16 protein-coding genes, 2 tRNA genes and 2 rRNA genes are annotated in these 26,690 nt (G+C 56.3%); 13 read left to right on the forward strand and 7 right to left on the reverse strand.

The features are described 5' to 3' along the window. Positions 1-96: 96 nt before the first annotated feature. On the forward strand, positions 97-1,161 hold the full coding sequence (gene mtnA, locus SIC15_RS07460; protein ID WP_069184851.1) for an S-methyl-5-thioribose-1-phosphate isomerase: 1,065 nt from the start codon (positions 97-99) through the stop codon (positions 1,159-1,161). Here the strand turns inward: mtnA and SIC15_RS07465 are convergent. The 4 genes from SIC15_RS07465 to SIC15_RS07480 all read right to left on the reverse strand — a co-directional run bounded on the left by SIC15_RS07465 (position 1,150) and on the right by SIC15_RS07480 (position 7,785). Then, positions 1,150-1,950 (reverse strand): helix-turn-helix domain-containing protein, encoded by an 801-nt coding sequence (locus tag SIC15_RS07465; RefSeq protein ID WP_069184850.1) that lies wholly within the window; start codon positions 1,948-1,950, stop codon positions 1,150-1,152. The two genes, mtnA and SIC15_RS07465, sit on opposite strands and share 12 nt — an antisense overlap. A gap of 18 nt (positions 1,951-1,968) precedes the next feature. Continuing rightward, positions 1,969-4,152, reverse strand: a complete 2,184-nt coding sequence (locus SIC15_RS07470; RefSeq protein WP_069184849.1) for a carboxy terminal-processing peptidase — start codon at positions 4,150-4,152, stop codon at positions 1,969-1,971. Between the two features lie 244 nt (positions 4,153-4,396). Further along, entirely contained in the window at positions 4,397-6,547 is a 2,151-nt protein-coding gene (locus SIC15_RS07475; RefSeq protein WP_412537360.1) for a 3-hydroxyacyl-CoA dehydrogenase NAD-binding domain-containing protein, read from the reverse strand. Between the two features lie 29 nt (positions 6,548-6,576). Further along, complete coding sequence (locus tag SIC15_RS07480) at positions 6,577-7,785, reverse strand: acetyl-CoA C-acetyltransferase (protein WP_412537361.1); 1,209 nt, start codon at positions 7,783-7,785, stop codon at positions 6,577-6,579. A gap of 188 nt (positions 7,786-7,973) precedes the next feature. Here SIC15_RS07480 and SIC15_RS07485 point away from each other — a divergent pair, with 188 nt between their 5' ends. Then, positions 7,974-8,237 carry a late competence development ComFB family protein gene (locus tag SIC15_RS07485; protein WP_136631860.1) on the forward strand — a complete coding sequence of 88 codons (264 nt, stop codon included), beginning with the start codon at positions 7,974-7,976 and terminating at the stop codon, positions 8,235-8,237. A 13-nt stretch (positions 8,238-8,250) separates the two neighbouring features. Here SIC15_RS07485 and SIC15_RS07490 read toward each other — a convergent pair whose 3' ends face one another. Next, on the reverse strand, positions 8,251-10,716 hold the full coding sequence (locus tag SIC15_RS07490) for a DUF349 domain-containing protein (protein WP_412537362.1): 2,466 nt from the start codon (positions 10,714-10,716) through the stop codon (positions 8,251-8,253). 178 nt (positions 10,717-10,894) lie between these two features. On the opposite strand from SIC15_RS07490, the gene SIC15_RS07495 reads away from it, so the two are divergent. Further along, positions 10,895-11,365: a regulatory protein RecX gene (locus SIC15_RS07495; protein WP_349343417.1), complete on the forward strand. Its 471-nt coding sequence runs from the start codon at positions 10,895-10,897 to the stop codon at positions 11,363-11,365. A gap of 19 nt (positions 11,366-11,384) precedes the next feature. On the opposite strand, the gene mltF is transcribed toward SIC15_RS07495, so the two are convergent. Further along, positions 11,385-12,899, reverse strand: coding sequence for a membrane-bound lytic murein transglycosylase MltF (gene mltF, locus SIC15_RS07500; RefSeq protein ID WP_412537363.1), 1,515 nt, complete (start codon positions 12,897-12,899; stop codon positions 11,385-11,387). A 281-nt stretch (positions 12,900-13,180) separates the two neighbouring features. Between mltF and purL the strand changes: the two genes are divergently transcribed. Then, complete coding sequence (gene purL / locus SIC15_RS07505) at positions 13,181-17,086, forward strand: phosphoribosylformylglycinamidine synthase (protein ID WP_412537364.1); 3,906 nt, start codon at positions 13,181-13,183, stop codon at positions 17,084-17,086. A gap of 415 nt (positions 17,087-17,501) precedes the next feature. Further along, positions 17,502-17,813: a YqfO family protein gene (locus SIC15_RS07510; RefSeq protein WP_136632249.1), complete on the forward strand. Its 312-nt coding sequence runs from the start codon at positions 17,502-17,504 to the stop codon at positions 17,811-17,813. A 9-nt stretch (positions 17,814-17,822) separates the two neighbouring features. Here SIC15_RS07510 and SIC15_RS07515 read toward each other — a convergent pair whose 3' ends face one another. Continuing rightward, complete coding sequence (locus SIC15_RS07515; RefSeq protein WP_412537365.1) at positions 17,823-18,374, reverse strand: NUDIX hydrolase; 552 nt, start codon at positions 18,372-18,374, stop codon at positions 17,823-17,825. Between the two features lie 96 nt (positions 18,375-18,470). Here SIC15_RS07515 and SIC15_RS07520 point away from each other — a divergent pair, with 96 nt between their 5' ends. The 8 genes from SIC15_RS07520 to SIC15_RS07555 all read left to right on the forward strand — a co-directional run bounded on the left by SIC15_RS07520 (position 18,471) and on the right by SIC15_RS07555 (position 26,592). Beyond that, positions 18,471-19,058 carry an NUDIX hydrolase gene (locus SIC15_RS07520; protein WP_412537366.1) on the forward strand — a complete coding sequence of 196 codons (588 nt, stop codon included), beginning with the start codon at positions 18,471-18,473 and terminating at the stop codon, positions 19,056-19,058. Between the two features lies 1 nt (position 19,059). Further along, positions 19,060-19,593 carry a gamma carbonic anhydrase family protein gene (locus SIC15_RS07525; RefSeq protein ID WP_069184839.1) on the forward strand — a complete coding sequence of 178 codons (534 nt, stop codon included), beginning with the start codon at positions 19,060-19,062 and terminating at the stop codon, positions 19,591-19,593. Next, positions 19,590-19,778, forward strand: coding sequence for a DUF1289 domain-containing protein (locus tag SIC15_RS07530; RefSeq protein ID WP_083231869.1), 189 nt, complete (start codon positions 19,590-19,592; stop codon positions 19,776-19,778). Before SIC15_RS07525 ends, SIC15_RS07530 begins: the two co-directional genes overlap by 4 nt. Positions 19,779-19,796: 18 nt before the next feature. Further along, positions 19,797-20,987 carry a formate-dependent phosphoribosylglycinamide formyltransferase gene (gene purT / locus SIC15_RS07535; protein ID WP_412537367.1) on the forward strand — a complete coding sequence of 397 codons (1,191 nt, stop codon included), beginning with the start codon at positions 19,797-19,799 and terminating at the stop codon, positions 20,985-20,987. Between the two features lie 399 nt (positions 20,988-21,386). Next, a 16S ribosomal RNA gene (locus tag SIC15_RS07540) occupies positions 21,387-22,926 on the forward strand. Positions 22,927-23,017: 91 nt separating this feature from the next. After that, positions 23,018-23,094, forward strand: a tRNA-Ile gene (locus SIC15_RS07545). A 223-nt stretch (positions 23,095-23,317) separates the two neighbouring features. Further along, positions 23,318-23,393 (forward strand) — tRNA-Ala (locus SIC15_RS07550). Positions 23,394-23,700: 307 nt separating this feature from the next. Further along, positions 23,701-26,592, forward strand: a 23S ribosomal RNA gene (locus SIC15_RS07555). Together the 16S and 23S rRNA genes with 2 tRNA genes alongside form the textbook arrangement of a ribosomal RNA operon. Positions 26,593-26,690: the final 98 nt, after the last annotated feature.

Consider the following 26,690-nt stretch of genomic DNA (forward strand, 5'->3'; position numbering starts at 1 on the left):
CGCTTGGTGCGACCCTGCCGCACCTTGAAAATGTAGCCCGGAAGTATAACCGTTATACTGGCAGTTTTCAGCGCTGAAAAACCGGAGCAGTTTTCTATGGCAACCACCCCGAAACCCTCTTCTGAACGCGGCATTGGTACCGTTGCAATACGGTGGCATGGCAGCAGTCTCGAATTGCTGGACCAACGCCTGCTGCCCGGGGAGGAACACTGGATCACCCTGGAGGGCGCTGCGGGTGTGGCACAAAGCATCCGGGACATGGTGGTTCGTGGCGCTCCGGCGATCGGCATCAGCGCAGCCTACGGGGTGGCCCTGGCAGCCAGGCATGCCGGCGGTGGCGACTGGAAAGCTGAAATTAAACAATCCATTCGTGAGCTGGCGGCATCACGGCCCACGGCGGTGAACCTGTTCTGGGCGTTGCAACGGATGGAACGGGTCTTCCACGCCTGTCACTCTCTCGACGAAGCGGAGAAACGTTTGGCCAATGAGGCCGAGGCAATCCATGAAGAAGATCTGGCTGCCAATTTTGCCATGGCGGACCATGCCCTGGAATTCATCGGTGCAGAGAAACCGCTTTCGGTGTTGACCCACTGCAACACCGGTGCACTTGCCACCGGCGGCTACGGCACGGCTCTGGGCGTTGTTCGACGGCTGCACGAGGAAAAACTGTTGAAAGACGTCTATGCCGATGAAACCCGACCCTGGCTTCAGGGTGGCCGGCTAACGGCCTGGGAACTCTCTCGGGACGGCATTCCTGTCACTTTGAACGCTGATGGCGCTGCGGCAGCAATATTGGCTCGTAACGATGTCCGTTGGGTCATTGTCGGCGCCGACCGCATCACCGCCAATGGCGATGTGGTTAACAAGATTGGCACCTACAGTCTTGCGGTGCTGGCCAGGCATCATAAAGTGGGCTTCATGGTGGTGGCACCGTCGAGCACCGTGGATATGGCTCTGGAGTCAGGCGCGGATGTTCCCATAGAAGAACGGGACGGGATTGAGGTGCGGGAAATCCGGGGTATTCCTCTGGCGCCGGAAGGCGTCAATGTGTTCAACCCGGTTTTTGATGTGACACCGGCCAACCTTATCGACGCCATCGTTACTGAAAAGGGCGTCGTGCATAACCCGAATATTACCGGTATGAGAGCACTATTTGGTTGAAGACGGGCCGCCCGCCTGCCGCTTCTTTCGGACGGGGGATTTCTCGGGTCTGGATGGCCCTTCGGGGTGTTTGTCCTCGTAGGCAGCCTGAAGTTCGGCCACCTCCCGTTCCTGTTCTTCGATAAAGTGCAGGGACATCTCAAAGCTCTGGCGGGTGAACTCCAGCACTTTCTGGAAGCCCTCATCCGAGAGCGTCCGTGCGTCGTCATGCCGGCGGAAGATGTTGATGAATTCGCGTTCCCGCTCGAACTGCAGGGGGAGTTTCGCCACACCCCAGTCATTCAGAATCTGCCAGACTTCCGGGTTGTAGTTGCGCGTGGTGCGCATGATAAAAGGGATTGGATCATTCCGGGCAATGAGAGCCGCGAGACGCAGAATCAGCTCGAAGGAGAGAGTGGAGGTGCCATTCTCAATGGCCTCGAGAACCGACTTGTCCCGCAGGTTCAGGGCCTCGCTCATTTCCGACAAGGTTAGACCGGCCACTTCCCGGATGTCCTTCAGGGACTGACCCGCCGTGAGCATCGCCCGCAACTGATCCTGGGAATTCATCAGGGCCCGACCAACCCGAAGTGACGTATCTGTGGCCTTCACCCCGAACCGGAGCGCTGACCCGGTGAGGCTGGCCAGGCGGTCGATAAGACCTTCCGGCGTCCGTTCCTGGGTTACCGGTTTTTCCAGCCCTTCCACCTGCTCCAGCGAGCGCATGGCATGCAGGGCATCCAGAAGCATGTCCTGGAGCATTCGCGCTTTCTGGCGGCCATCCTGCCCGCTGGTGTCCTTTTCCGTCATGGGCCTGTAGGCATCCGCTTACCGGGTTACCGCGGAGGCCGGAGCCTGTGCGGCGAACTGTTGCGGGTCCAGGATGGACGCCATGCGGTTATCCAGGTCCAGCATGTCAGCCATGATATGGCCACCTTCACGGATCACGAAATCCAGTTCTTCGTCGGTGGAATCCAGATCAGCTGCCTGTTGGTCCTGCCAGTCTTCGAGGGCTTCAAGGGAATCGAATGGTGGCTGCCCTTTCAGTTCCCGCCTGGCATTCGCAATTGTCAGACGCGTGCGCTCAATTTGTTCGTGTTCGGCACGACGCTCTTCCAGATTAAGGCTGACGCTGTCCGTGGCGCGCTGCTTGGTGAGGAAGTCGATTTCCTGCTGCAACAGACTGAATTCAGGATTGGTTGAGAACCGCTCTTCGTGTCGCTTGCGAAGCTCATCAATAATACCGCTGAAATCGAAGTAACGCGTGTGCGGGACGGCTTCGATCTGGTCCCAGGGCAGGGCATGATCAAGGGCGTCCTCACCGATGCGGGTCTTGTCGATGCGGGATGGAATCTCGATATCCGGAATCACCCCTTTGTGCTGGGTGGAGCCGCCTGATACCCGATAGAACTTCGACTGGGTGATCTTGAGTTGGCCATGGTTCAGCGGACGCACCGCCTGAACGGTACCTTTGCCGAAGGTCTGGGAACCAACGACCAGCCCCCTGCCATAGTCCTGGATGGCGCCGGCGAAAATTTCGGACGCTGACGCGCTCATACGGTTGGTGAGTACCACCAGCGGGCCATCATAGGCGACCGAAGGGTCCTCATCGTTCAATACCTGCACATCGTTATTGGCATTGCGGATCTGAACAGTGGGGCCTTTATCGATAAACAGCCCTACCAGATCGTTGGCCTCGTGCAGGGCGCCACCACCATTGTTGCGCAAATCCATGACCAGTCCATCAACGCCCTCGGCTTCGAGTTCCGCGATGAGGTTACGAACGTCCCGGGTTGTACTCTTGTAGTTCGGGTCTCCGGCCTGCATGGCCTGGAAATCGGCATAGAACGTGGGGATGGTGATTACGCCAATCGTGTATTCCTTGCCACCGCGCTCAATCCGGATGGTGTCCTTGCTGGCGCTCTGTTCTTCCAGTTTCACCTCATCGCGCTTGATCGCGATGGTTTCGGTGATGGTCTCGTCAGACGCGTTAGCCGGAATGACTTCCAGGGTGACGGTCGAGTTCCTTGGCCCGCGAATCAGATCTACAACTTCGTCCAGCCGCCAACCAATCACATTCACCGGTTTTTCACCTTCCTGTGCCACCGAGACTATGCGGTCTGCCGGTTCAAGCTGACCCTGCTTGGACGCCGGTCCGCCGGGCACCAGTCTCACTACCTTGGTGTATTCGTTATCTGACTGAAGGACCGCTCCAATGCCTTCCAGGGAAAGGCTCATGTTGATGTTGAAGTTCTCGGAGGTGCGCGGTGAAAAGTAGGATGTGTGCGGATCCCACATTCCGGTAAACGCATTCATGTAGGCCTGGAAAGCATCTTCGCTTCTGGCCTGGTACGCGCGCTTGAGCTGACCTTCGTAGCGCCGGCGCAGAGTTTCAACGATGGCCTCATCGTCGGCACCGTTCAGTCGCTGTGCCAATACTGCGTTTTTGATGCGTTTTACCCACAGTTCGTCCAGCGCCTTGGCATCCGCCTCCCAGTCCGCTTCTGAGCGGTCCACCAGAATGCTCTCGTTGGCCGAGAAGTCCAGCGAGTCTATGCCGTTGTCGATGATTGCCAGTGCAAACTGCAGACGCTCGATAATCCGTTGCTGAACAAGGTTGTAGATATCAAAGCCCGGCTGGAGCTGGCCGGTTTTCAGGGCAGAGCCCAACTGGGTCCGGATTTTGTCGAATTTCGCAATGTCGTCTTGTGACAGGTAGATTCGCTGGCCGTCCAGATAGTCCAGGTAGGCATCAAACACGTCGCCAGACAATTCGTCGCTGATTCCAAGGTCGCGGAAATGCGTAAACTGCAGCTGACGGGCAATCAGAATGTTAGCGCGCGCCTGATCGATCGTCGGCGCAACCGGCTCGTAGACAGCTGGGGTTTCAACCTTGGCATGCAGTCCCAGTGGCGTCGACAGTAGCAAGGCTACAGCCATTGCCTTGCACACCCCGGATCGACCAGTTCCGGCCAGGGTGCGACGAGCCATAATTCTTTCCGCGATGGTCATAAATGCGTACCTGACGGTGTGGGGAGCCCCTCGGCTTTCGGAGGGAGTGTCTACCCGTGACTTATAAATTTATTGTAGGCAAGCACTACACCCGATGCCATAGGCAGGGCGTATCGGTTCGTGACAATCTGTCCATGAAGGCGCCAGGTTGGTAACCGGATGATGGTCGATTGCGTAGGTCTTTGATTGGTAGGTATGCCGGGCGGAAGCGCATCCCGCCCGGCAATGAGTCAGCAGGGTTTGATCAGGCGAACGTTGTGTTGGTTTCCGCCTTTTCCTGCAGCAGTCTGGGCGGTGCAAAGCGCTCACCATAGGTTTTGGCGAGCTCTGATGCCCGTTCCGTGAACGCTCTCACTCCGTATTGATTGATGAACTGGATGGCGCCACCGGTCCAGGGCGCATAGCCAATGCCGAAGATGCTGCCGATGTTGGCGTCTTCCACCGTGCGCAATACGCCTTCCTCGAGGCAGCGCACCGTTTCAATGGCCTGAATGAACAGTATCCGGTCCTTCAGCTCCTGCAGTTCGACTGCCCGAGCCTTGCCGCTATCCACGAACAGGTTTTCCAGTTCCGGCCAAAGGTGTTTTTTGCCACTGGCGGGGTAGTCGTAGAACCCGGCGCCCGAGGCTTTGCCCTTGCGCCCGTGCTCGTTGACCATGGCATCAATCACCGCCTCAGCCGGGTGGGGGGTCCAGGTGCCGCCTGCCGCCTCGGTGTCTTTCTTGCTCTGGTCCCGGATGTGCTGCATAAGGGTCATGCTGACTTCGTCCGAGATCGCCAGAGGTCCCACCGGCATGCCGGCCAGTAGTCCTGCATTCTCAATGCTGGATGGGTGGATGCCTTCGCCCAGCATGCAGATGCCTTCATTGACAAAGGTGCCAAAAACCCGGGAAGTGAAGAATCCCCGGCTGTCATTCACCACCACCGGGATCTTGCCGATCTGCTGAACGTAGTCGAACGAGCGTGCCAGCGTTTCATCAGAGGTTTTCTCGCCGACGATGATTTCCACCAGTTGCATCTTGTCTACCGGTGAGAAGAAATGCAGGCCAATAAAGTTCTCGGCGTTCGCGGAGGCCTCGGCGAGTTGGGTGATGGGGATAGTGGACGTGTTGGAGGCGAAGATTCCGTTGTTTACCAGCTTCGGTTCAGCTTCCTGGGTTACCCTGGCTTTCAGTTCGCTGTCTTCAAAGACGGCTTCGATTACCAGATCGCAGCCTTCCAGATCATCCGCAGAATCCGTGGCTTTGATGCGCCCGAGGATCTCTGCCTTCTGCGTTTCGCTCATCCGGCCACGGCTGACTTTCTTGGCCAGCAATTTCTCGGAGTAGCTCTTGCCTTTTTCGGCGTTCTCCACGGAGACATCTTTCAACACCACGTCGATTCCCCGCGTGGCTGTGGAATAGGCAATACCTGCGCCCATCATGCCGGCGCCAAGCACGCCAACCTTGCGGAAGGTTTCTTTCTCGACGCCATCGGGCCGGCTGCCGCCCGCCTTGATGGCGTTCAGCTGGAACCAGAAGGTGCCGGTCATGTTCTTGGCGACCTGGCCGATCACCAGCTCGGCAAAATACCGGGTCTCGATCAGGCTACCGTTGTCGAAATCCACCTGGGCTCCCTCGACGGCCGCGGAGAGAATGCGTTCCGGCGCCGGATAGCAGCCTTTGGTTTTCTGCTTCAGCATGGCCGGTGCGATGGCCAGTTTCTGGGCCATGGCGGGATGGTGAGGCGCCCCGCCAGGAAACTTGAAGCCTTTCTGGTCCCACGGCTGGTGACACTTGGGATTGGCATCGATGAATGCCCGGGCCTTGGTGATCATGTCGTCGGCAGAATCGGCCAGTTCGTCGACAATGCCAGCCTTAAGTGCGGCCTCGGGGTTCACCTTTTTGCCTTCCATCAGAAACGGGAAGGCTGCCTCAAGACCAATCATCCGGGGCAGTCGCTGGGTTCCGCCACCGCCGGGAAGCAGGCCCAGCGTCACCTCCGGCAAGCCCAGTTGAATGCTGTCGTCGTCAATCGCCACGCGATGGTGGCAGGCCAGGGCGATCTCCAGACCACCGCCCAGGGCAGAGCCGTTGATAGCGGCCACCACGGGTTTGCCGGTGGTTTCGAGGAAGCGCATGTGGGCTTTCAGGCCGTTGACCATGTCCTCAAAGGTTTTGGCGTCGGCCTGTGTGACCTTGTGCAGCTCTGTCAGATCGCCGCCGGCAAAGAAGGTTTTTTTGGCTGAGGTAATGATCACGCCGCGGATGTTGTTCAGGTCATCTTTCACTTTCGCTGCCGTCTCCGAGAGGGCGTCCCGGAAAGTGGCATTCATGGTGTTGGCGGACTGGCCCGGCATGTCGATGGTGAGGGTCAGGATCTGATCTGAACCCAGTTCGTAACGGATGGCACTCATAATCGGTTCTCCTTGAAAAGTGGACGGGTTCAGACGCGCTCGATGATGGTGGCAATGCCCATGCCGCCCCCAACGCAGAGGGTAGCCAGGCCGTAGCGCAGTTCACGCCGCTCCAGCTCATCCAGCAAGGTGCCAAGAATCATGGCGCCGGTGGCACCAAGCGGGTGGCCCATGGCGATGGCGCCGCCGTTCACGTTCACTTTTTCGTCGGGAACCGAGAGTTCCCGCTGGAAGCGCATCACCACGGACGCGAAGGCCTCGTTCACTTCAAACAGGTCAATCTGGTCGGCGGTCATGCCCGCTTTTTCCAACGCTTTGCGCGCCGCCGGCGCAGGACCGGTGAGCATGATGGTTGGATCGGTGCTGGTGACGGCTGTGGCAACGATGCGGGCGCGTGGTGTCAGGCCCATGGCCTTGCCCTTGGCTTTGCTGCCGATCAGCATGGCGGTGGCGCCGTCGACAATACCGGAGGAGTTACCGGCGTGATGCACGTGGTTGATCTTCTCAACGTAGTGGTACTTCTCCCGTGCGACACCGTCGAAGCCCATTTCACCCATCATCTGAAAGGAGGGTTTGAGGCCACCCAGGCTCTCCAGCGTCGTGTTGCCGCGCACATGCTCGTCACGGTCGAGGATCACGACACCGTTCTGATCCGTGACGGGAATAATGGATTTTGCAAAGTAGCCGTTCTGCCATGCATTGGCGGCTTTCTGCTGGGATTTCACCGCAAAGCCATCGACATCTTCACGGCTGAAGCCTTCAAGCGTGGCTATCAGGTCTGCGCCGATACCCTGGGGCATGAAACCGGTATGCAGGTTGGTTTCCGGGTCCGTGGCCCAGGCTCCGCCGTCAGAGCCCATGGGTACCCGCGACATGGCCTCCACGCCACCGGCAACCACCATGTCCTCCCAACCGGAGCGTACTTTCATGGCGGCCAGGTTAACGGCTTCAAGTCCGGACGCGCAGAAACGATTGAGGGTAACGCCGGCCACTTTTTCATCCCAGTCGGCCGCCAGAGCGGCTGTCTTGGCGATGTCCGCACCCTGGTCGCCAACGGCGGTCACGCAGCCCATTACGATGTCATCCACCTGGGCGGTGTCCAGGCTGTTCCTCTCCTGCAGCGCGTGGAGCACTGTGGTCAACAGCGTGATGGGTTTGACGCTGTGAAGTGATCCGTCTTTTTTTCCGCGCCCTCTGGGGGTGCGGACTGCATCGAAGATATACGCCTCGGTGGTCATTGCTTGTCCTCTGGTCATATTGTTTTCGGAATTGATTTACCGATGACACAACCATAGCCCGTTGCGACCAGGGGGTGTAATGACGCGGGCTGCCAATCGCATTGGCGAAATTGCTCAGGAACCATGACAAGGCGGGAGGTGGCTTCTATGGTGTTAGAAACCGCAGACGAATTCAGGAGGCGAAAGCCATGTCTCTGCGAGATGCGATCGACAACTTTTACGAACGACTGGTGGTGGATGCCATTGAGGCAACGCGGGAGGAGTCCGACACGGCGGATTATCTTACCGATGTGATGTGCGTGGCCCTGAACCGCCTTCCAACGCGGTATTATCGCCATTCAATCGATATGATGTTCTACCTGGCCGACGAAGAACTCAAGGGGATGAAACAGAAATCCCTGGCCGCCGTTAAGGAGGCCAGGGACTTCGTTAAAGAGCACCAGCGGGAATAAACCGCAGGGTGCTTCAGGCCTGGTTCAGGTTGGCAAGGGCCTTGTTCAGGCGCTCGGCCAGCTCTGTGTTTGCGTCTTTGCCGATTCCGGCCAGGCACCAGCTCGCGAGCAGCTTTTCCACGTCCTGCATTTGATCATTGCCGTTGTCGGCGGATCCCATGCCATCAGCCAGGCGCCGTACCTGTATTTCCATGCGGCGCTGCTGGTCGGTTTCGGGTGAGGGGACGCCGCACAGAATTTCCGCCCGTATCACCAGCTCGGCCGGATCACTGGCGTCTGAGGCATCCGCCAGCGCGGTCCAGTGTTGGGGCACGGAATCATTGGCGGTTTCGCCCGTTGTGGCAGCCATTACAAGAGACTGCCACGATGCCATTTTTGCCCGAAGCTTCAGCTCGGAAAGCGCCTTGTTCAGCCGCTGCTTTTCCTGCTGAACCTGCTCTCTGACGCCCTTGGACAGGTTTGACTCGTCGATTCCACGAAGCGTCGCAAGGGCCGCCGTTACTGACTCCTCATGACTGTCTGAGGATGCCTCGGCAACCTGCTCCAGAGCCGCCTGCGCTGACTCGTCGGCGGCCCGCGATGCCTGCTGCTGTTCTGTGCGCTCGGCATCGCGGCGGGCAAAGATCTGATCGCAGGCCTTGCGGAAAGCCTGCCATAGTTTGCGGTCTTCCCGGTGACGGGTAATGCCGATCGCCTGCCAGTCCCCCTGCAGGGCCTTGGCCTGATTCATGGCCTCCTGGAGCGGTTCGTGGTCAACCAGTGCCTCGGCCTTTTCGACAATCGCCTGTTTCAGTGCTTCGTTTTTCCGGCGCTCCTCATCGAGTGGCGCCTCAAGCTTCCTGAGCAGTTCATCGAAGCGTTTCTGGACGGCACGATTGTCCCGGAATTCCACGGGCCACGCTTCCTTCCACTCCTGGCGCGCTGTCTGGTGGATTCGCTCTGCGGCTTTCCAGTCGATCGATGACCAGTCGGCATTGTTGAGGAAACTCTCAAGTTGCTCGCAAATGGCGGATCGCTTCTCCAGATTGGCCTGTTTAAGGCCGGACTTCGCAGAAAAGTAGGCTTTGCAAGGCTCATAGGCCTTGTCGGAGGCAGCTTTGAACCGGGACCAGAGGTTGCGGTCTGAAGAGCCGCCCAGATCGCGCCACTCATTCTGCAGTTCCTTGATTCGCTCCGCCTTGGCTTCTGGATCCATGGGTTGTTCTGCCAGGTATTCCATTTGCTCGCATAGGGCAATCTGCTTTGGCTGGGTGGCAAAGCCCTGCCAGTCCGAGAGTTCTCTCAATTGTCCGTTAAGGAGTTGTACCCGGGCCTGATAGGGTTTGGCGTGGCGCTGGTCCAAATCACGTAAATGTTGCTGGGCGGTTTTGAACAGCTGCTTCGATTCCTTGAGTTGCTTGGCCTCAAGTGCCGCTTCGAGCTTTTCGAGATCGTTCTCAAGGCGCTTCGCCAGGGCCCTCTGCTGCTCCTGGTCAACACGGGGCTGGGGCTTTGACCTGCGCTTACCGGCCAGCTTTCGCAAGGGCTCAAGCAGTGTGGGAATGGGGTAGCCTTCCGGCCAGTTGATTTCCGCGATCAGGGTTTTTGCCTGCGCGCGCTGTTCTTCAGTAGCGTCGTCTTCCCCCTCTACCAAAGTGCCGAGTTCGACAATGGTGTCCCGGTCCTGAGTGATCCGACGGATCGAACCGAGGTAATTGCGCAGCGCCAGCATGGCTGTTTCGTAGGACTTCTGTTCCTGCTTGTCCACGGCAGTATCCCGGGTCGCTTCCAGCCAGCGGTTTTCCTGGGTTTTCTGCAATGCATCCAGAGAGGCGAGTGAGGGCAGGGTCTCTGGCGGTTGGGCCTTGAGCTCATCCAGTGTGCGGGTAAGCAGGTCGAGCGTTTCCTGGCGCTGTAGCTGCTGATCTCGCTGGCGCTTTTCACCCTCCGCTGCAGATTGCAGGGTCGCAATGCGTTCTTTGCACTGGTGCACTGCTTCCAGGAATGCTTGCGCCTGCTCCGGAGTTGCGTGCTCTTCCACCTCTGTCCATTGTTTCAGCAGGGCATCAAGCCGGGCCTCGTAAAGTTTGGTGTCGTCGCTTTTCGCCTGGTCCCGCGCGTGACGGGTCAAGGTGGCAATGGTCTGGCTAATGCTGTCCAGTCGAGCCTGTTCTTCACGGCGTTGCTGAAGGGCCGATTTAACGGTTTGGTAGACCCCTTTATCCCGGCCTTTGGCCTGTTTCTGTACTGCCTGGAGACTGGCTTCATCGGTCAGTCTGCCGGCTGCGGTCTGTCGGATATCCGCTGTGACACCTTCCATCGCGAGTTTGGCCAGAATACTTTGCGACGGAGAGCCCTCAAGGGCTTTAAGCTGTTCTTCTCTCTGGCTGGCCCGGGTATTCTCCTGTTCGACAGGCTCGGGCTGTACAGCTTTTCGTTGCTTAGGCGCTGCCTCGGGTGTCTTGCGGGATCTGAACAGTTTCTGGATGAACGCAGCCATAAAAGTATCCTTGGGTGTTGAAACCAGTTCACGGTGTCGGGCAAAGTTGGACCGCCACCGGCCATCGGCCTCCGGTTCGGAAGGCCGGGTAGTTTGACTGGTCAGCCTGGGAGGCTGATCAGTCGGAAATTTTCGCGGCTAGTCTAGCGTTTTGTGTGCGTATGCGGAAAGGGTCTGTATGGCAAAACAGGAAAATCAGGACGATCAGGAATATAAGGCCCGGGCAACAGCGCTAAGATTGCTTGCCAGAAGGGAACATAGCCGCTTTGAGCTGAGTCTGAAACTGCGTCAGAGAAAGGTGTCGGGCGACATTATTGACGCTGTTCTGGATGACTATGAGAAAGAAGGCTGGCTCGATGATGACCGGTTTGCCGACGTTTATGCCCGCCAGAGGATGGATCTTGGTTATGGACCGCTCAGGATTCTGGGGGAACTTCAGCAACGAGGGGTGCATCGGACCCCGGAGTGTGTTGATGAAATGACTGAGGAAGATTGGTGTGAACGGGCTGTTGCCATCCGGGACAAACGGTTTGGGCTGGCGGATCTCAGTGAAGACTGGGATGAAAAAGTGCGTCAGGCGCGTTTTCTGAATCGTCGGGGTTATTCCGCTAGCCAGGTTGAAAGGGCACTGGAAGCCCGTGCCGACTAGACCACTTCGGGGAGACGCTTCAAAGGGTCGGGGGGATCATGCCCAGCTCTGCCGGCAGGCCAGCCCGGAGTTTTTCGTCCGGCTGCAGTCTGTCTGAAAGAACTCCGGCTTTCTGGCTTTCCTCCATCTTTACGATTTGCGCTTCCCGGTCTGGCGCGGGCGTCGCAGGTTCGTTGAGTCGGGCTAGGACATCATAATAACGCCGGATATTCTGAACGTAGATGACTGGCTCGTGGCCCCGGGCATAGCCAAAGCGGGTCTTGGTATACCACTCCTTCTCAGCCAGCAGTGGCAGGAATTCCTTCACATCCATCCACCGATCCGGGTCTTTTCCTGCACCTTCCGTCAGGCGACGGGCGTCCTCAAGGTGGCCAAATCCCACGTTGTAAGAGGCGAGGGCGAACCAGGTACGGTCTGGTTCGGGGATACGTTCGGGAATCTTCTCATGCACGATCCGGAAATACTTGGCACCGCCCTGGATGCTTTCCTCTGCATCCAACCGGTTGTTGATCCCGATGTGGCTGGCTGTGTTCCGCGTCAGCATCATCAGACCGCGGACGCCGGTGGGGGATACCGCGTTGGGACGCCAGTGGGATTCCTGGTAACCGATGGCCGCAAGAAGCCTCCAGTCCATATCGAATTCCCTGGCATAGTCCCGAAACAGCGATTCGTACTTGGGCAAGCGGTTTTCGACGTGGTGCATGAAGGTGCGGGCGCCGACATAATTGAGTCGGTCCAGGTGCCCATAGAAGCGTTCGGCAATCTGGGCCAGGGTGCCGTCGGCCTCCAGGGTTTCGATGAATTGCCGGGCGGCTTTTGCCAGGGAGTCATCTTGCGCCGACGGGAAAAACCAGGCCAGTTCGCCAGGTTCGCCCACCGCAAATGCCTCCTTGACCATTGGATAAAACACGTGGTTCAGATCAAGTTCGTTGGAGGAAACCATCGCATATGGAAATTCGCCGCTCTCGACCCGGGACAGAACCCCAGCAGCGTCCAGCCCGGGGTGCACTTGCCACTGAAGCTCCGAGATTTCTTCCCGGGCCTGATTCAGGCGATGTTCATGATTGCTGTCAGCCACCACGTGGAGGGGTTTTCCGGCCAGGTCTGCCAGTGATTCAGGGCGTTCCATTTCCCGGTTATAAACCAGTATCGATTGTGCGTTGATGCCGGTAGCCACGGTATGGTGCTGGCCGACCGCTTCCGGCTGGCTGGAGAGTCCCAGCATGCCCAGGTGGGCGTAGTTCTTCTCCAGCACTGACAAAATTTCGGTATTGTCCTCGGCGACCCGGATCCGGAGTTTCACGCCCAGCTCGTTGGCGAACAGTTTGGCCAGTTCATAGTCGTAACCGGTTGGGCCGTCCTCACTTTCCACATAGATAGAAGGTGCTGTACGGGTAATGACATGCAGCACACCCTCCTCCCGAATTTCCTGGAGAGTGCTGGGCTGTGAACATCCGGTCAATGTCAGGGCCGCGCCAAGGAGGCAAGCTATCTTGGCGGATGCGCCTGTAAATGCAGCAAAAATTCTGGGCAAGTCCCGAGTCTCCGTCACGGCTGGATCATCTGGTTGCTTTACCGATGGCAACTTGGCAACCCTCGCTATCCTGAGTGTGGAAATCCGTTCCACATTGCCAATGATCCTTGGTGGTGGATGTCCGGTCAATAAATCTGGTTAATTAATATGCAAAACAATGTCAATTGTGCGGTCGGGGATTAACGCTTCAAGCGCTGTATCCCGAACCCGCTTTCGAGTATCATGGCGGCCTTTCAAATTGCACCCAGACTTCCCCGTTTCGCGCGATACAGGTTGATATCATGCTTGAACTTCGCGGCGCACCCGCGCTCTCGCCATTCCGTTCCCGCAAACTGCATTCCCGGATTCAGGATATCGTGCCTGAAGTCGAACACGTTTATGCAGAGTTCATGCACTTTGTCGATCTGGAGGCGCACCTCTCCGACGCAGAGCAGGCTATTCTGGACCGGCTACTGACCTATGGCCCGAGTGTGCCGGTGGAAGAGCCGGACGGGGTGCTCTTTCTGGTGGTTCCGCGCCCGGGAACCCTGTCACCCTGGTCAAGCAAGGCAACGGACATTGCCCGAAATTGCGGCCTTCGTCAGATACACCGAATCGAGCGGGGCACGGCTTATTACATTCGTTCCGGTCGGAAGCTGGGGCTTGAACAGCGTGAGAAGATCGCAGCACTGCTGCATGACCGCATGACCCAGAAGGTCTTCCATGAAATGGGCGGTGCGGAGTTGTTGTTCAGTCATGAAGAACCGCGCCTTCTTGGTCGGGTTCCTGTTCTGGCGGGTGGCCGCGATGCGCTGGTTGAGGCGAACTCACGCCTGGGGTTGGCGCTCGCCGAAGATGAAATCGACTACCTGGTGAAGTCTTTCACGGATCTTGAAAGGGATCCGACCGATGTTGAGCTCATGATGTTTGCACAGGCGAACTCCGAGCACTGTCGTCACAAGATATTCAATGCGTCCTGGGATATTGACGGCGAAGGCCAGGAAAAATCTTTGTTCGCCATGATCCGCAATACCTTCGAAATGAACAGCGAGGGCGTTCTCTCGGCGTACAAGGATAACGCCTCTGTTATCCGGGGCAGCCGGGGTGGCCGCTTCTTCCCGGATCCGGAGACCGGGGTCTACGGGTACAACGAGGAAGATATTCATATCCTCATGAAGGTAGAGACCCACAACCACCCCACGGCGATTGCCCCGGCGGCCGGTGCGGCAACGGGTTCCGGCGGCGAAATTCGCGACGAGGGCGCAACCGGGCGGGGCTCCAAGCCCAAGGCAGGTCTGACCGGCTTCACAGTTTCCAACCTGAACCTGCCGGACGACCCCCAGCCATGGGAAATCAAATATGGCAAACCGGAGCGGATTGCTTCAGCTCTGGATATCATGATCGAAGGCCCGATTGGCGGCGCGGCGTTCAACAACGAGTTCGGTCGTCCCAATCTGGCCGGTTATTTCCGCACCTTTGAAGAGAAAGTGCCGGGTGCCGCTGGCGAGGAAGTCCGCGGTTACCACAAGCCGATCATGATTGCCGGCGGTCTCGGCAATATTCGTGAAGAGCACGTGGAGAAGGGCAATATCCCGGTGGGTGCCAAGCTCATCGTGCTGGGTGGCCCCTCGATGCTGATTGGCCTCGGTGGCGGGGCGGCCTCGTCCATGGATTCCGGATCCAGTAACGAAAACCTGGACTTCGCGTCGGTTCAGCGGGATAACCCGGAGATGGAGCGTCGCTGCCAGGAAGTCATCGACCGTTGCTGGCAGATGGGGGACCAAAACCCGATCGCGTTTATTCACGATGTTGGTGCCGGCGGTCTTTCCAATGCCATGCCGGAACTGGTGAAAGATGGCGGCCGCGGCGGCAAATTCGAGCTTCGCGACATTCCCAGTGACGAGCCGGGCATGTCACCGCTGGAGATCTGGTGTAACGAATCCCAGGAACGGTATGTGATGGCCGTGGCTCCGGAAAATCTGGAGCGGTTTGACGCCCTTTGCCGTCGGGAACGTTGCCCCTATGCCGTGATTGGTGAAGCGACAGAGGCCCACCACCTGGAGTTGGGCGATTCCTACTTCGACGACAAGCCGGTGGACCTTCCGATGGAAGTGCTGTTTGGCAAGCCGCCGCGTATGCACCGAAGCGTCAGTCGAGCTTCCTTTACCAAGCCAATCTTCGACTCCACCAAAATCGACCTGGACGACGCCATTCGCCGTGTTCTGCGTCTGCCATCGGTTGGTTCCAAGAGCTTTTTGATCACCATCGGTGACCGGACCATTACCGGCCTGGTAGCACGGGACCAGATGGTTGGGCCCTGGCAGGTCCCGGTTGCCGATGTCGCCGTTACCGCTACGTCCTTCGATGTCCGTACGGGAGAGGCTATGGCCATGGGCGAGCGAACGCCGGTTGCAACGATTGATGCCCCGGCGTCCGGCCGCATGGCTGTTGGTGAAGTCATTACCAATATGGCCGCCGCGCCGATCGGTAAATTGTCGGATATACGGTTGTCGGCGAACTGGATGGCAGCTGCCGGACACCCGGGCGAAGATGAAAATCTCTATGAGACGGTTCGCGCGGTAGGCATGGAGCTGTGCCCGGAACTTGGAATCACGATTCCGGTGGGCAAGGACTCCATGTCCATGAAGACCATGTGGGAAGAAGACAACGGCGAGCAGAAGAGCGTAACCGCACCGCTTTCACTGATCGTTAGTGGCTTTGCCCCGGTAACCGATGTTGCCAGAACGCTGACACCCCAATTGGTTAAGGATGCTGGTGAGACCGATTTGATCCTGGTGGATCTTGCCGCGGGCCAGAACCGCCTGGGTGGTTCGGCTCTGGCTCAGGTTTACCGTCAGGTCGGCGCCGTGGCACCGGACCTGGATGATCCAGAGGACATCAAGGCTTTCTTTGCGGTGATCCAGGGTCTTAACTCAGACGATAAGCTTTTGGCTTATCATGACCGCTCCGATGGTGGCCTGTTCGTCACATTGGCCGAAATGTGCTTTGCCGGCCACTGTGGCGTTGATATCAAGCTGGACGGCTTGGCTGAGGATCGCAGTCAGTTTGCCAGGGAACTGTTTAACGAAGAGCTGGGTGCAGTCATCCAGGTGCGCAGGGAAGACACGGGCTTTGTTCTGCAGCAGTTCTCTGCCGCGGGTCTGGGTGATTACATCAGCGTGATTGGCAGCCCGAACGACACCGACAGTCTTCGCCTCACTTTCGAGGGTGGCATCGTTGTGGATGAACCTCGTGTAGAGCTTCAGCGTCTTTGGGCAGAAACCAGTTACCGAGTTCAGTCTCTGCGGGATAACGCCGATTGTGCCCGTGAAGAATTCGATAATCTGCTGGATGTGGAAGATCCGGGCCTTCATGCCGAGCTTACCTACGACATCAACGAAGATGTGGCGGCCCCCTATATCAATAAAGGCATTCGACCGAAGGTTGCGGTTCTGCGAGAGCAGGGTGTGAATGGCCAGGTCGAAATGGCGGCTGCCTTTGATCGCGCCGGTTTCGATTCTGTCGACGTGCATATGAGCGATTTGCTTTCCGGTCGGGTTACACTGGGTGGTTTCAATAGCTTGGTTGCCTGTGGCGGCTTCTCATACGGCGACGTTTTGGGCGCTGGTGAAGGTTGGGCCAAATCGATCCTGTTCAGTGATCGTGTCAGAGACCAGTTCGCGGCATTCTTCAATCGCCAGGACACTTTGGCGCTGGGCGTGTGCAATGGCTGTCAGATGCTATCCAATCTGCACGAACTGATTCCTGGCAGCGAGGGCTGGCCTCGTTTTGTCCGCAACCAATCGGAACAGTTTGAAGCAAGGCTGGTCATGGCTGAGGTGATGCCGTCGCCTTCTGCGTTCATGGATGGCATGGCCGGGTCCCGTATGCCGATTGCGGTAGCTCATGGCGAAGGCAGGGTTGAATTTGCCAGCGGCACTTCCGCAGAGGCGCTCTCCGAAAACGAGCTCGTGGCTCTGCGCTACGTGGATAACCGGGGGCAGGCAACGGTTCGTTACCCCTATAACCCGAACGGATCGGAAGCCGGAATTACCGGTGTTACCACTCGCGATGGCAGGGTTACCATCATGATGCCGCATCCCGAGCGGGTGTTCCGAGCTGTTCAGCATTCCTGGCGGCCGTCAGAATGGCAGGAGGACGGTTCCTGGATTCGCATGTTCCGAAATGCGAGACGCTGGTTCGGTTAATCCTCAGCGTCAGGAAGAGCCGGTTTTGGATGCGTTCAACATGAGCGTTCACTCCAAAGCCGGCTTTTTTATTGGCTGCCCCGTTTCCGGGCGTTTTTCAAGGGAAAAAATTGGCGAAATTGGCAAAAATCCCCTTGACTCAGTATTTTTATGCACATTGCTGGTGCCTTCTTGTTTGTTCTGTGCACAAAGACCGGGAAATCGGTTCAACTTTTGCGCAAAATTCATAACCTATTGAAAAGTAAAGATTAAATGAATCGGGTGATTTTGTCGCCAATTTAACGAAAGTGCAGTGATTACGGGGTTTGGGGCCGTGTTCCCAAAAACTTTCCCCAGAGTTATCCACAGAATCTGTGGGTAAGTGTCTAAGCTATTATTCTGTACAAAAAATATCCGATCCGGAGGAGGGTTTGCTATGTACAAGCTGTGTTATTTCGTTCCGGAAACCCACGTAGAGCAAACCAAGCAGGCCTTGTTTGATGCCGGAGCTGGCCGTATCGGCGATTACGATTGCTGTGCCTGGCAATGTCTAGGACAGGGCCAGTTTCGCCCGCTTGAGGGAAGCGACCCGTTTATTGGCAAAGCCGGTGCGATTGAAGCGGTAGACGAGTACAAGGTTGAGCTGGTCTGTGCCGACGAGCTGATTCGGGAGGCCCTCGCAGCGCTCAAACGGGCTCATCCTTACGAGGAGCCCGCTTACGAGGTTTATCGGATGGCGGAGTTATAGGTTGCGGCTTTATTTACGGTCTTTTGCCATGGGGTGGCGTATGTCGCTCACATGGACGTCGAAAGATTCGCGCCTGTAGTCGGCCAGAAACAGCTCGAGGGTTCGCTTCACGGTTGGAAATGAGATCTCCTCCCAGGGAATCTCGTCGAGGCCGAAAAGCCTGGATTCCAGGGACTCTTCACCGGCGCCGAATTGCCCGTCCTTCAGGGTGGCTCGATAGAACATATGAACCTGATTGATGTGTGGCACATCGATAATCGAATAGAGCCCCTCAATGTTTACTTCAGCGAGAGCCTCCTCCATGGTTTCACGCTCGGCGGCTTCAATGGTGGTTTCTGCGTTCTCCATGAATCCAGCCGGCAGTGTCCAGTAGCCATAGCGCGGTTCGATCGCTCTTCGGCACAGCAGTATCTGCCCCTCCCATACGGGAACGGTTCCGGCGACAATGCGCGGGTTCTGGTAATGTATGGTATCGCAGCTTACACAGACATAGCGGTGCCGGTTATCGCCCTCGGGGATGCGTTGTTCAACCGGCTGGCCGCATGTGCTGCAGTACTTCATGATTTTCCCCGTATACTGAATTGGTTTGGTAGTCAGTTTAACGATCCCGGCTGCCTCTGTCTCATCCAACCTCCGGATGTAACGTGGAGACGAACATTGCGTGATTTACTTGCCGAGCGACTCGCCGGCTATGCGCCGCGGCAGCTGGCGCTGGATTATCCCGAGGCCGGGATTCTGGTTCCGATAACCGATGATCACCGAAACCCTGAAATGATCTTTACGCTCAGGTCTGAAAATCTGTCCACCCATCGCGGACAGGTAGCTTACCCTGGCGGTAAGCGGGATCCCGGGGACCCATCTCTGGCAGCAACTGCGTTGCGTGAAACCCACGAGGAAATTGGGCTGCCGCCGGAGCAGGTCCAGATTATTGCGCCGCTCAGCCAGGTGATGTCCCGCTATGGAATTCTGGTTACTCCGTACGTCGGTGTCATTCCCGGGGATCATCCTCTGGAGCCGAATCCTCACGAGATCGAAAGTGTATTTCGAGTGCCTCTCTCCTTTTTTCTGGAGGACCAGCGAGAGCGCACGGATGCTCTGAACTTTCTCAACCATACCTTTTACGTTCCGTGTTATCGGTGGGAACGTTACGAAATCTGGGGGCTGTCGGCCGTGGTTCTGGTTGATTTCCTGAACGCTGTGTACGATGCCGGAATTGACTTGCTTGAACCGCCTGAAGGAGGCTGACATGTTTTACCAGTTGAATGACCGAACGCCGGAATTGTCGGGTGAGGGGCACTTCGTAGCTGACAATGCCTCGGTGATAGGCAATGTGAGGCTCATGGATAATGCCAGCGTCTGGTTTAACGCCGTTATCCGCGGGGACAATGAGTTGATTACCATTGGGCCGGAAACGAATATCCAGGATGGCTCAGTTCTGCACACCGACCCGGGTATGCCGCTTACGCTTGGAAGGGGCGTAACGGTCGGCCACAAGGTCATGCTTCACGGCTGTGAGATCGGAGACTATTCGTTGATTGGCATCAACGCGGTTGTACTTAATGGAGCGAAGATCGGCAAGCATTGCCTGATTGGTGCCAACGCCCTCATTCCAGAGGGAATGGAGGTACCGGATGGTTCCATGGTTGTTGGCTCTCCCGGCAAGATCAAGCGGGAGCTGAACGACAACCAGAAAAAGATGCTGGAAATGAGCGCGCAACACTACGTGCAGAACGCGGCCCGCTATGTCGATGAACTCAAGCCCTGCGAGCCGAAGAAATGAGTGTCGCTGATAAAGTGCGTTCACCCTGCGTGAGCATCTGTGCACTGGATGAGAATGATGTCTGTGTCGGGTGTCATCGGAGCGGGGACGAAATCACCCGCTGGACCCGAATGGATAACGAAGAACGTCGCGAGGTGCTACGAAAGGTGTCGGAGCGAGAAAAGAGATCCCTGATTCACGGCTAATAGAGGTGCTGGCAGATCATGACTGACTCAGTTCGAATTGGTACTCCCCTCAAAGGTAATGCTTTCAGGGTTCTGTTTTGTGGATCCGGTGAGCTCGGAAAAGAAGTTGTTCTCGAGTTGCAGCGCTATGGCGTTGAAGTGATCGCGGTCGACCGTTATGCCGATGCGCCTGCCATGCAGGTGGCCCATCGAAGTCACGTCATCGATATGTTGGATGGCGCCAGCCTGCGTCGCGTCATCGAGCAGGAAAAGCCAAATCTGATTGTTCCTGAGATTGAAGCCATAGCAACGCCGGAACTGGTTAAGTTGGAAGAGGAGGGGTACCACGTTATCCCAACCGCCAGAGCGGTGAACCTCACAATGAATCGTGAGGGAATTCGTCGCCTTGCGGCCGAAGAGCTCGGATTGCCAACCTCACCATACCGCTTTGCAGGTTCCCGGGAGGAGTATCTTGCTGCCGTTCAGGAAATCGGCCTGCCACTGGTCGTTAAGCCGGTGATGAGCTCCTCGGGAAAAGGGCAAAGCACGGTCAAGACCGAAGGTGAAATTGAGGCCGCGTGGGAATATGCGCAGTCTGGCGGGCGAGCCGGCAAAGGAAGAGTGATCGTTGAGGGTTTCGTGGACTTCGATTATGAGATAACTCTTCTGACTGTAAGGCACCGGGATGGAGTTTCGTTTTGTGAGCCCATAGGGCATCGTCAGGAAGACGGAGACTACCGTGAGTCGTGGCAACCTCAGCCGATGGCGCCGCTGGCCTATGAGCGCTCGGCTGAAGTTGCCCGTGCTGTGGTGGAAAATCTCGGCGGATATGGCATCTATGGCGTCGAGCTATTCGTTAAAGAGGATAACGTCTGGTTCTCTGAGGTATCGCCACGCCCTCATGATACCGGGTTGGTAACCCTTGTTTCCCAGGACCTTTCCGAGTTTGCACTCCATGCACGGGCTATTCTGGGGCTGCCTATCCCCTCTATCCGTCAGACCGGCCCGTCAGCTTCGGCGGTGATTCTCCCCGAGGGGGATTCAGCAGAAGTCTCTTATACAGGGTTGGAGTCCGCGCTATCGGAGCCGGATACCCAGTTGCGCCTGTTCGGAAAGCCAGAGCTAAAAGGGCGTCGTCGAATGGGGGTTGCGCTTGCGAAGGGTGCCTCAATAGAAGAGGCGCGGAAAAAGGCGCGCGATGCTGCGCAATCGGTTATCGTTGAATTATGAATCTTTCTTGGAATTGGGTGTCAAAAATCGGCTTGGTGAGGTTTTTCGAAAAAAATTCGAAGCAAGCGTTGACACCTCCTGAGAGGTCTGTAGAATGCGCATCTCTTTCGAGGGGCAAGCCACTTAGGCGGCTCCGGATTCGAAAGGCAACTGCTTGAAAGTATTGAAGAAAACGAATTTTGAAATTCTTCAAATAAACGGTTGACAAGGCAGCGGAACGATGTAGAATACGCGGCCTTGATTGAGCAACAGCTCAAACGCTCTTTAAAAAGTTGACCAAGTAATTCGTGTGGGTGCTGGCCGAGGTATTTCGGATATGAAATATCAGGACAGTGACTCGTCGAAATTGAGTTTTGTCTTGAGCATGATTTTTGAAACCTTCGGGTTTCAGTATGATTTAAACTGAAGAGTTTGATCATGGCTCAGATTGAACGCTGGCGGCAGGCTTAACACATGCAAGTCGAGCGGTAACAGGGGGTGCTTGCACTCCGCTGACGAGCGGCGGACGGGTGAGTAATGCATAGGAAACTGCCCAGTAGTGGGGGATAGCCCGGGGAAACCCGGATTAATACCGCGTACGCCCTTCGGGGGAAAGCAGGGGATCTTCGGACCTTGCGCTATTGGATGTGCCTATGTCGGATTAGCTAGTTGGTGGGGTAAAGGCCTACCAAGGCGACGATCCGTAGCTGGTCTGAGAGGATGATCAGCCACATCGGGACTGAGACACGGCCCGAACTCCTACGGGAGGCAGCAGTGGGGAATATTGGACAATGGGGGCAACCCTGATCCAGCCATGCCGCGTGTGTGAAGAAGGCTTTCGGGTTGTAAAGCACTTTCAGTGAGGAGGAAAAGTTGGTCGTTAATACCGGCCAGCCTTGACGTTACTCACAGAAGAAGCACCGGCTAACTCCGTGCCAGCAGCCGCGGTAATACGGAGGGTGCAAGCGTTAATCGGAATTACTGGGCGTAAAGCGCGCGTAGGTGGTTTGATAAGCGAGATGTGAAAGCCCCGGGCTTAACCTGGGAACGGCATTTCGAACTGTCAGGCTAGAGTATGGTAGAGGAGTGTGGAATTTCCTGTGTAGCGGTGAAATGCGTAGATATAGGAAGGAACACCAGTGGCGAAGGCGGCACTCTGGACCAATACTGACACTGAGGTGCGAAAGCGTGGGGAGCAAACAGGATTAGATACCCTGGTAGTCCACGCCGTAAACGATGTCTACTAGCCGTTGGGACTCTTGAAGTCTTAGTGGCGCAGCTAACGCACTAAGTAGACCGCCTGGGGAGTACGGCCGCAAGGTTAAAACTCAAATGAATTGACGGGGGCCCGCACAAGCGGTGGAGCATGTGGTTTAATTCGACGCAACGCGAAGAACCTTACCTGGCCTTGACATGCAGAGAACTTTCCAGAGATGGATTGGTGCCTTCGGGAACTCTGACACAGGTGCTGCATGGCCGTCGTCAGCTCGTGTCGTGAGATGTTGGGTTAAGTCCCGTAACGAGCGCAACCCCTATCCCTAGTTGCTAGCAGTTCGGCTGAGAACTCTAGGGAGACTGCCGGTGACAAACCGGAGGAAGGTGGGGATGACGTCAGGTCATCATGGCCCTTACGGCCAGGGCTACACACGTGCTACAATGGCGCGCACAGAGGGCTGCAAACCCGCGAGGGGGAGCCAATCTCACAAAACGCGTCGTAGTCCGGATCGCAGTCTGCAACTCGACTGCGTGAAGTCGGAATCGCTAGTAATCGTGAATCAGAATGTCACGGTGAATACGTTCCCGGGCCTTGTACACACCGCCCGTCACACCATGGGAGTGGATTGCACCAGAAGTGGTTAGTCTAACCTTCGGGAGGACGATCACCACGGTGTGGTTCATGACTGGGGTGAAGTCGTAACAAGGTAGCCGTAGGGGAACCTGCGGCTGGATCACCTCCTTAAACGAAGCCGAATGCTTCGGTCAGAGTCCACACGAATTACTTGGTTGGCTGAATAAAGAGAGCAGATGGGTCGTTGCAGGCCCGTGTTTTTGGGTCTGTAGCTCAGGTGGTTAGAGCGCACCCCTGATAAGGGTGAGGTCGGTGGTTCAAGTCCACCCAGACCCACCAGAATTTCACTGCTCGTCGTTGTCAAAGCACTTGCATAGCAGGCTATGCGGCGCACTTTGACGCCTAGTTCAGCAAAATCCTGGTCTTGGAGACGATAGCAGAGCGCAGGACAGATTACGTTAATCTAGGCGCAGCTTGAATGAGTGAAGGAGTGACCCTCGATGGGTCATGACTGATGCGAATGAATGCTGCAACGACGAGTAACGGAAGCTGGACAAGTTCTGGGGCTATAGCTCAGCTGGGAGAGCGCCTGCCTTGCACGCAGGAGGTCGGCAGTTCGATCCTGCCTAGCTCCACCAAATTACTGACTAGCTTCGGTTAGCAGTGTGCAGAAACAAGTGTTTCAACTTGATGAACAAGTTCGAAGCCCTTCTTTCTGATCACTGGGTCAGATTTGCTCTTTAACAAATTGGACGAGATAGAACACGAAGATATTTCTCTCATTATCTCCGAGAGGAATATGTTCAATGTGATAGCGATTTCAAGCGTTATCCGGTGTTGTCGTTGAAGTGGTTGTTATATCGCTTCAAGGAACTGTCTCCACTTATTGATGCCCTGGTTTACCAAGTTATCGATAGATGGAACACAGTTGTCTTGGGGTTATATAGTCAAGCAACTAAGCGCATACGGTGGATGCCTTGGCAGTCAGAGGCGATGAAAGACGTGGAAGCCTGCGATAAGGCTCGGGGAGCTGGCAAACAAGCTGTGATCCGGGCATCTCTGAATGGGGAAACCCACCGACTTTCGGGTCGGTACCTTACACTGAATCCATAGGTGTAAGGGGCGAACCGGGGGAACTGAAACATCTAAGTACCCCGAGGAAAAGAAATCAACCGAGATTCCCTAAGTAGCGGCGAGCGAACGGGGACTAGCCCTTAAGCTAGACAACTGGTAGGAGAAGGCTCTGGAAAGTGCCGCCATAGTGGGTGATAGCCCCGTATCCGAAACCTGAGTCTGGTGAAATCGAGTAGGACGGGACACGTGATATCCTGTCTGAACATGGGGGGACCATCCTCCAAGGCTAAATACTCCTGACTGACCGATAGTGAACCAGTACCGTGAGGGAAAGGCGAAAAGAACCCCTGTGAGGGGAGTGAAATAGATCCTGAAACCGTATGCGTACAAGCAGTCGGAGCGGACTTGTTCCGTGACGGCGTACCTTTTGTATAATGGGTCAGCGACTTATGTTCAGTGGCGAGGTTAACCGTTTAGGGGAGCCGTAGGGAAACCGAGTCTGAATAGGGCGATTTAGTCGCTGGGCATAGACCCGAAACCGGGCGATCTATCCATGAGCAGGTTGAAGGTGCCGTAACAGGCACTGGAGGACCGAACCCACTGTCGTTGAAAAGCCAGGGGATGACTTGTGGATCGGAGTGAAAGGCTAATCAAGCCCGGAGATAGCTGGTTCTCCCCGAAAGCTATTTAGGTAGCGCCTCGGACGAATACCACAGGGGGTAGAGCACTGTTTCGGCTAGGGGGTCATCCCGACTTACCAACCCGATGCAAACTCCGAATACCTGTGAGTACTATCCGGGAGACACACGGCGGGTGCTAACGTCCGTCGTGAAGAGGGAAACAACCCAGACCGCCAGCTAAGGTCCCCAAGTACCAGTTAAGTGGGAAACGATGTGGGAAGGCTCAGACAGCTAGGAGGTTGGCTTAGAAGCAGCCATCCTTTAAAGAAAGCGTAATAGCTCACTAGTCGAGTCGGCCTGCGCGGAAGATGTAACGGGGCTCAAACTGGTCACCGAAGCTGCGGCTGCATACTTTGTATGCGGGGTAGGGGAGCGTTCTGTAAGCCTGCGAAGGTGTGTTGAGAAGCATGCTGGAGGTATCAGAAGTGCGAATGCTGACATGAGTAACGACAATGCGGGTGAAAAACCCGCACGCCGGAAGACCAAGGGTTCCTGCGCAACGCTAATCGGCGCAGGGTGAGTCGGCCCCTAAGGCGAGACCGAAAGGTGTAGTCGATGGGAAACGGGTTAATATTCCCGTACCTTGGATAGCTGCGATGGAGAGACGGAGAAGGCTAGGTGAGCCGGGCGACGGTTGTCCCGGTTTAAGCGAGTAGGGAGTGGACTTAGGCAAATCCGGGTCCACAATCCCGAGACGTGACGACGACTGCTCATAGAGCGGGAAGTCATTGATGCCATGCTTCCAGGAAAATCTTCTAAGCTTCAGGCTATTCGAGACCGTACCCCAAACCGACACAGGTGGTCAGGTAGAGAATACCAAGGCGCTTGAGAGAACTCGGGTAAAGGAACTAGGCAAAATGGTGCCGTAACTTCGGGAGAAGGCACGCTGGCAGTAAGTGAAGCCCCTGCGGGTGGAGCTGAGACCAGTCGAAGATACCAGGCCCCTGCGACTGTTTATTAAAAACACAGCACTGTGCAAACACGAAAGTGGACGTATACGGTGTGACGCCTGCCCGGTGCCGGAAGGTTAATTGATGGGGTTAGCGCTTGCGCGAAGCTCTTGATCGAAGCCCCGGTAAACGGCGGCCGTAACTATAACGGTCCTAAGGTAGCGAAATTCCTTGTCGGGTAAGTTCCGACCTGCACGAATGGCGTAACGATGGGGGCGCTGTCTCTACCCGAGACTCAGTGAAATTGAAATCGCCGTGAAGATGCGGTGTATCCGCGGCTAGACGGAAAGACCCCGTGAACCTTTACTATAGCTTCACAGTGAACTTTGAGCATGTTTGTGTAGGATAGCTGGGAGGCTTTGAAGTGGGAACGCCAGTTCTCATGGAGCCAACCTTGAAATACCAGCCTGACATGTTTGAGGTTCTAACTTGGTCCCCTTATCGGGGATGAGGACACTGTGTGGTGGGTAGTTTGACTGGGGCGGTCTCCTCCCAAAGCGTAACGGAGGAGCACAAAGGTGGGCTAAGCATGGTCGGACATCATGCGGTTAGTGTAATGGCACAAGCCCGCTTAACTGCGAGACAGACACGTCGAGCAGGTACGAAAGTAGGTCATAGTGATCCGGTGGTTCTGTATGGAAGGGCCATCGCTCAACGGATAAAAGGTACTCCGGGGATAACAGGCTGATACCGCCCAAGAGTTCACATCGACGGCGGTGTTTGGCACCTCGATGTCGGCTCATCACATCCTGGGGCTGAAGCCGGTCCCAAGGGTATGGCTGTTCGCCATTTAAAGTGGTACGCGAGCTGGGTTTAGAACGTCGTGAGACAGTTCGGTCCCTATCTGCCGTGGACGTTGGAGATTTGAGGAAAGCTGCTCCTAGTACGAGAGGACCGGAGTGGACGAACCTCTGGTGTTCGGGTTGTGACGCCAGTCGCATTGCCCGGTAGCTATGTTCGGACAGGATAACCGCTGAAAGCATCTAAGCGGGAAGCCCCTTCCAAGATGAGATCTCCCTGGACCCTCGAGGTCCCTGAAGAGCCGTTCAAGACCAGGACGTTGATAGGTCGGGTGTGTAAGCGCTGCGAGGCGTTGAGCTAACCGATACTAATTGCTCGTGCGGCTTGACTATATAACACCCAAGACAATTGCGGATAACGCAGAGCGCAAGCTCAAACGAAATCAAACATCACTGTCAGTCCAACTGACCGTTCTATCCCGTCCCCCAGT

The sequence above is a fragment of the Marinobacter sp. MIT932201 genome (assembly GCF_047123295.1).
GTDB classification, from domain to species: domain Bacteria; phylum Pseudomonadota; class Gammaproteobacteria; order Pseudomonadales; family Oleiphilaceae; genus Marinobacter; species Marinobacter salsuginis.

Coding starts and splice junctions, on each gene's coding strand:
- mtnA (WP_069184851.1), top strand. CDS start 97: ATGGCAACCACCCCGAAACCCTCTTCTGAACGCGGCATTGGTACCGTT.
- SIC15_RS07465 (WP_069184850.1), bottom strand. CDS start 1,950: ATGACGGAAAAGGACACCAGCGGGCAGGATGGCCGCCAGAAAGCGCGA.
- SIC15_RS07470 (WP_069184849.1), bottom strand. CDS start 4,152: ATGACCATCGCGGAAAGAATTATGGCTCGTCGCACCCTGGCCGGAACT.
- SIC15_RS07475 (WP_412537360.1), bottom strand. CDS start 6,547: ATGAGTGCCATCCGTTACGAACTGGGTTCAGATCAGATCCTGACCCTC.
- SIC15_RS07480 (WP_412537361.1), bottom strand. CDS start 7,785: ATGACCACCGAGGCGTATATCTTCGATGCAGTCCGCACCCCCAGAGGG.
- SIC15_RS07485 (WP_136631860.1), top strand. CDS start 7,974: ATGTCTCTGCGAGATGCGATCGACAACTTTTACGAACGACTGGTGGTG.
- SIC15_RS07490 (WP_412537362.1), bottom strand. CDS start 10,716: ATGGCTGCGTTCATCCAGAAACTGTTCAGATCCCGCAAGACACCCGAG.
- SIC15_RS07495 (WP_349343417.1), top strand. CDS start 10,895: ATGGCAAAACAGGAAAATCAGGACGATCAGGAATATAAGGCCCGGGCA.
- purL (WP_412537364.1), top strand. CDS start 13,181: ATGCTTGAACTTCGCGGCGCACCCGCGCTCTCGCCATTCCGTTCCCGC.
- SIC15_RS07510 (WP_136632249.1), top strand. CDS start 17,502: ATGTACAAGCTGTGTTATTTCGTTCCGGAAACCCACGTAGAGCAAACC.
- SIC15_RS07515 (WP_412537365.1), bottom strand. CDS start 18,374: ATGAAGTACTGCAGCACATGCGGCCAGCCGGTTGAACAACGCATCCCC.
- SIC15_RS07525 (WP_069184839.1), top strand. CDS start 19,060: ATGTTTTACCAGTTGAATGACCGAACGCCGGAATTGTCGGGTGAGGGG.
- SIC15_RS07530 (WP_083231869.1), top strand. CDS start 19,590: ATGAGTGTCGCTGATAAAGTGCGTTCACCCTGCGTGAGCATCTGTGCA.
- purT (WP_412537367.1), top strand. CDS start 19,797: ATGACTGACTCAGTTCGAATTGGTACTCCCCTCAAAGGTAATGCTTTC.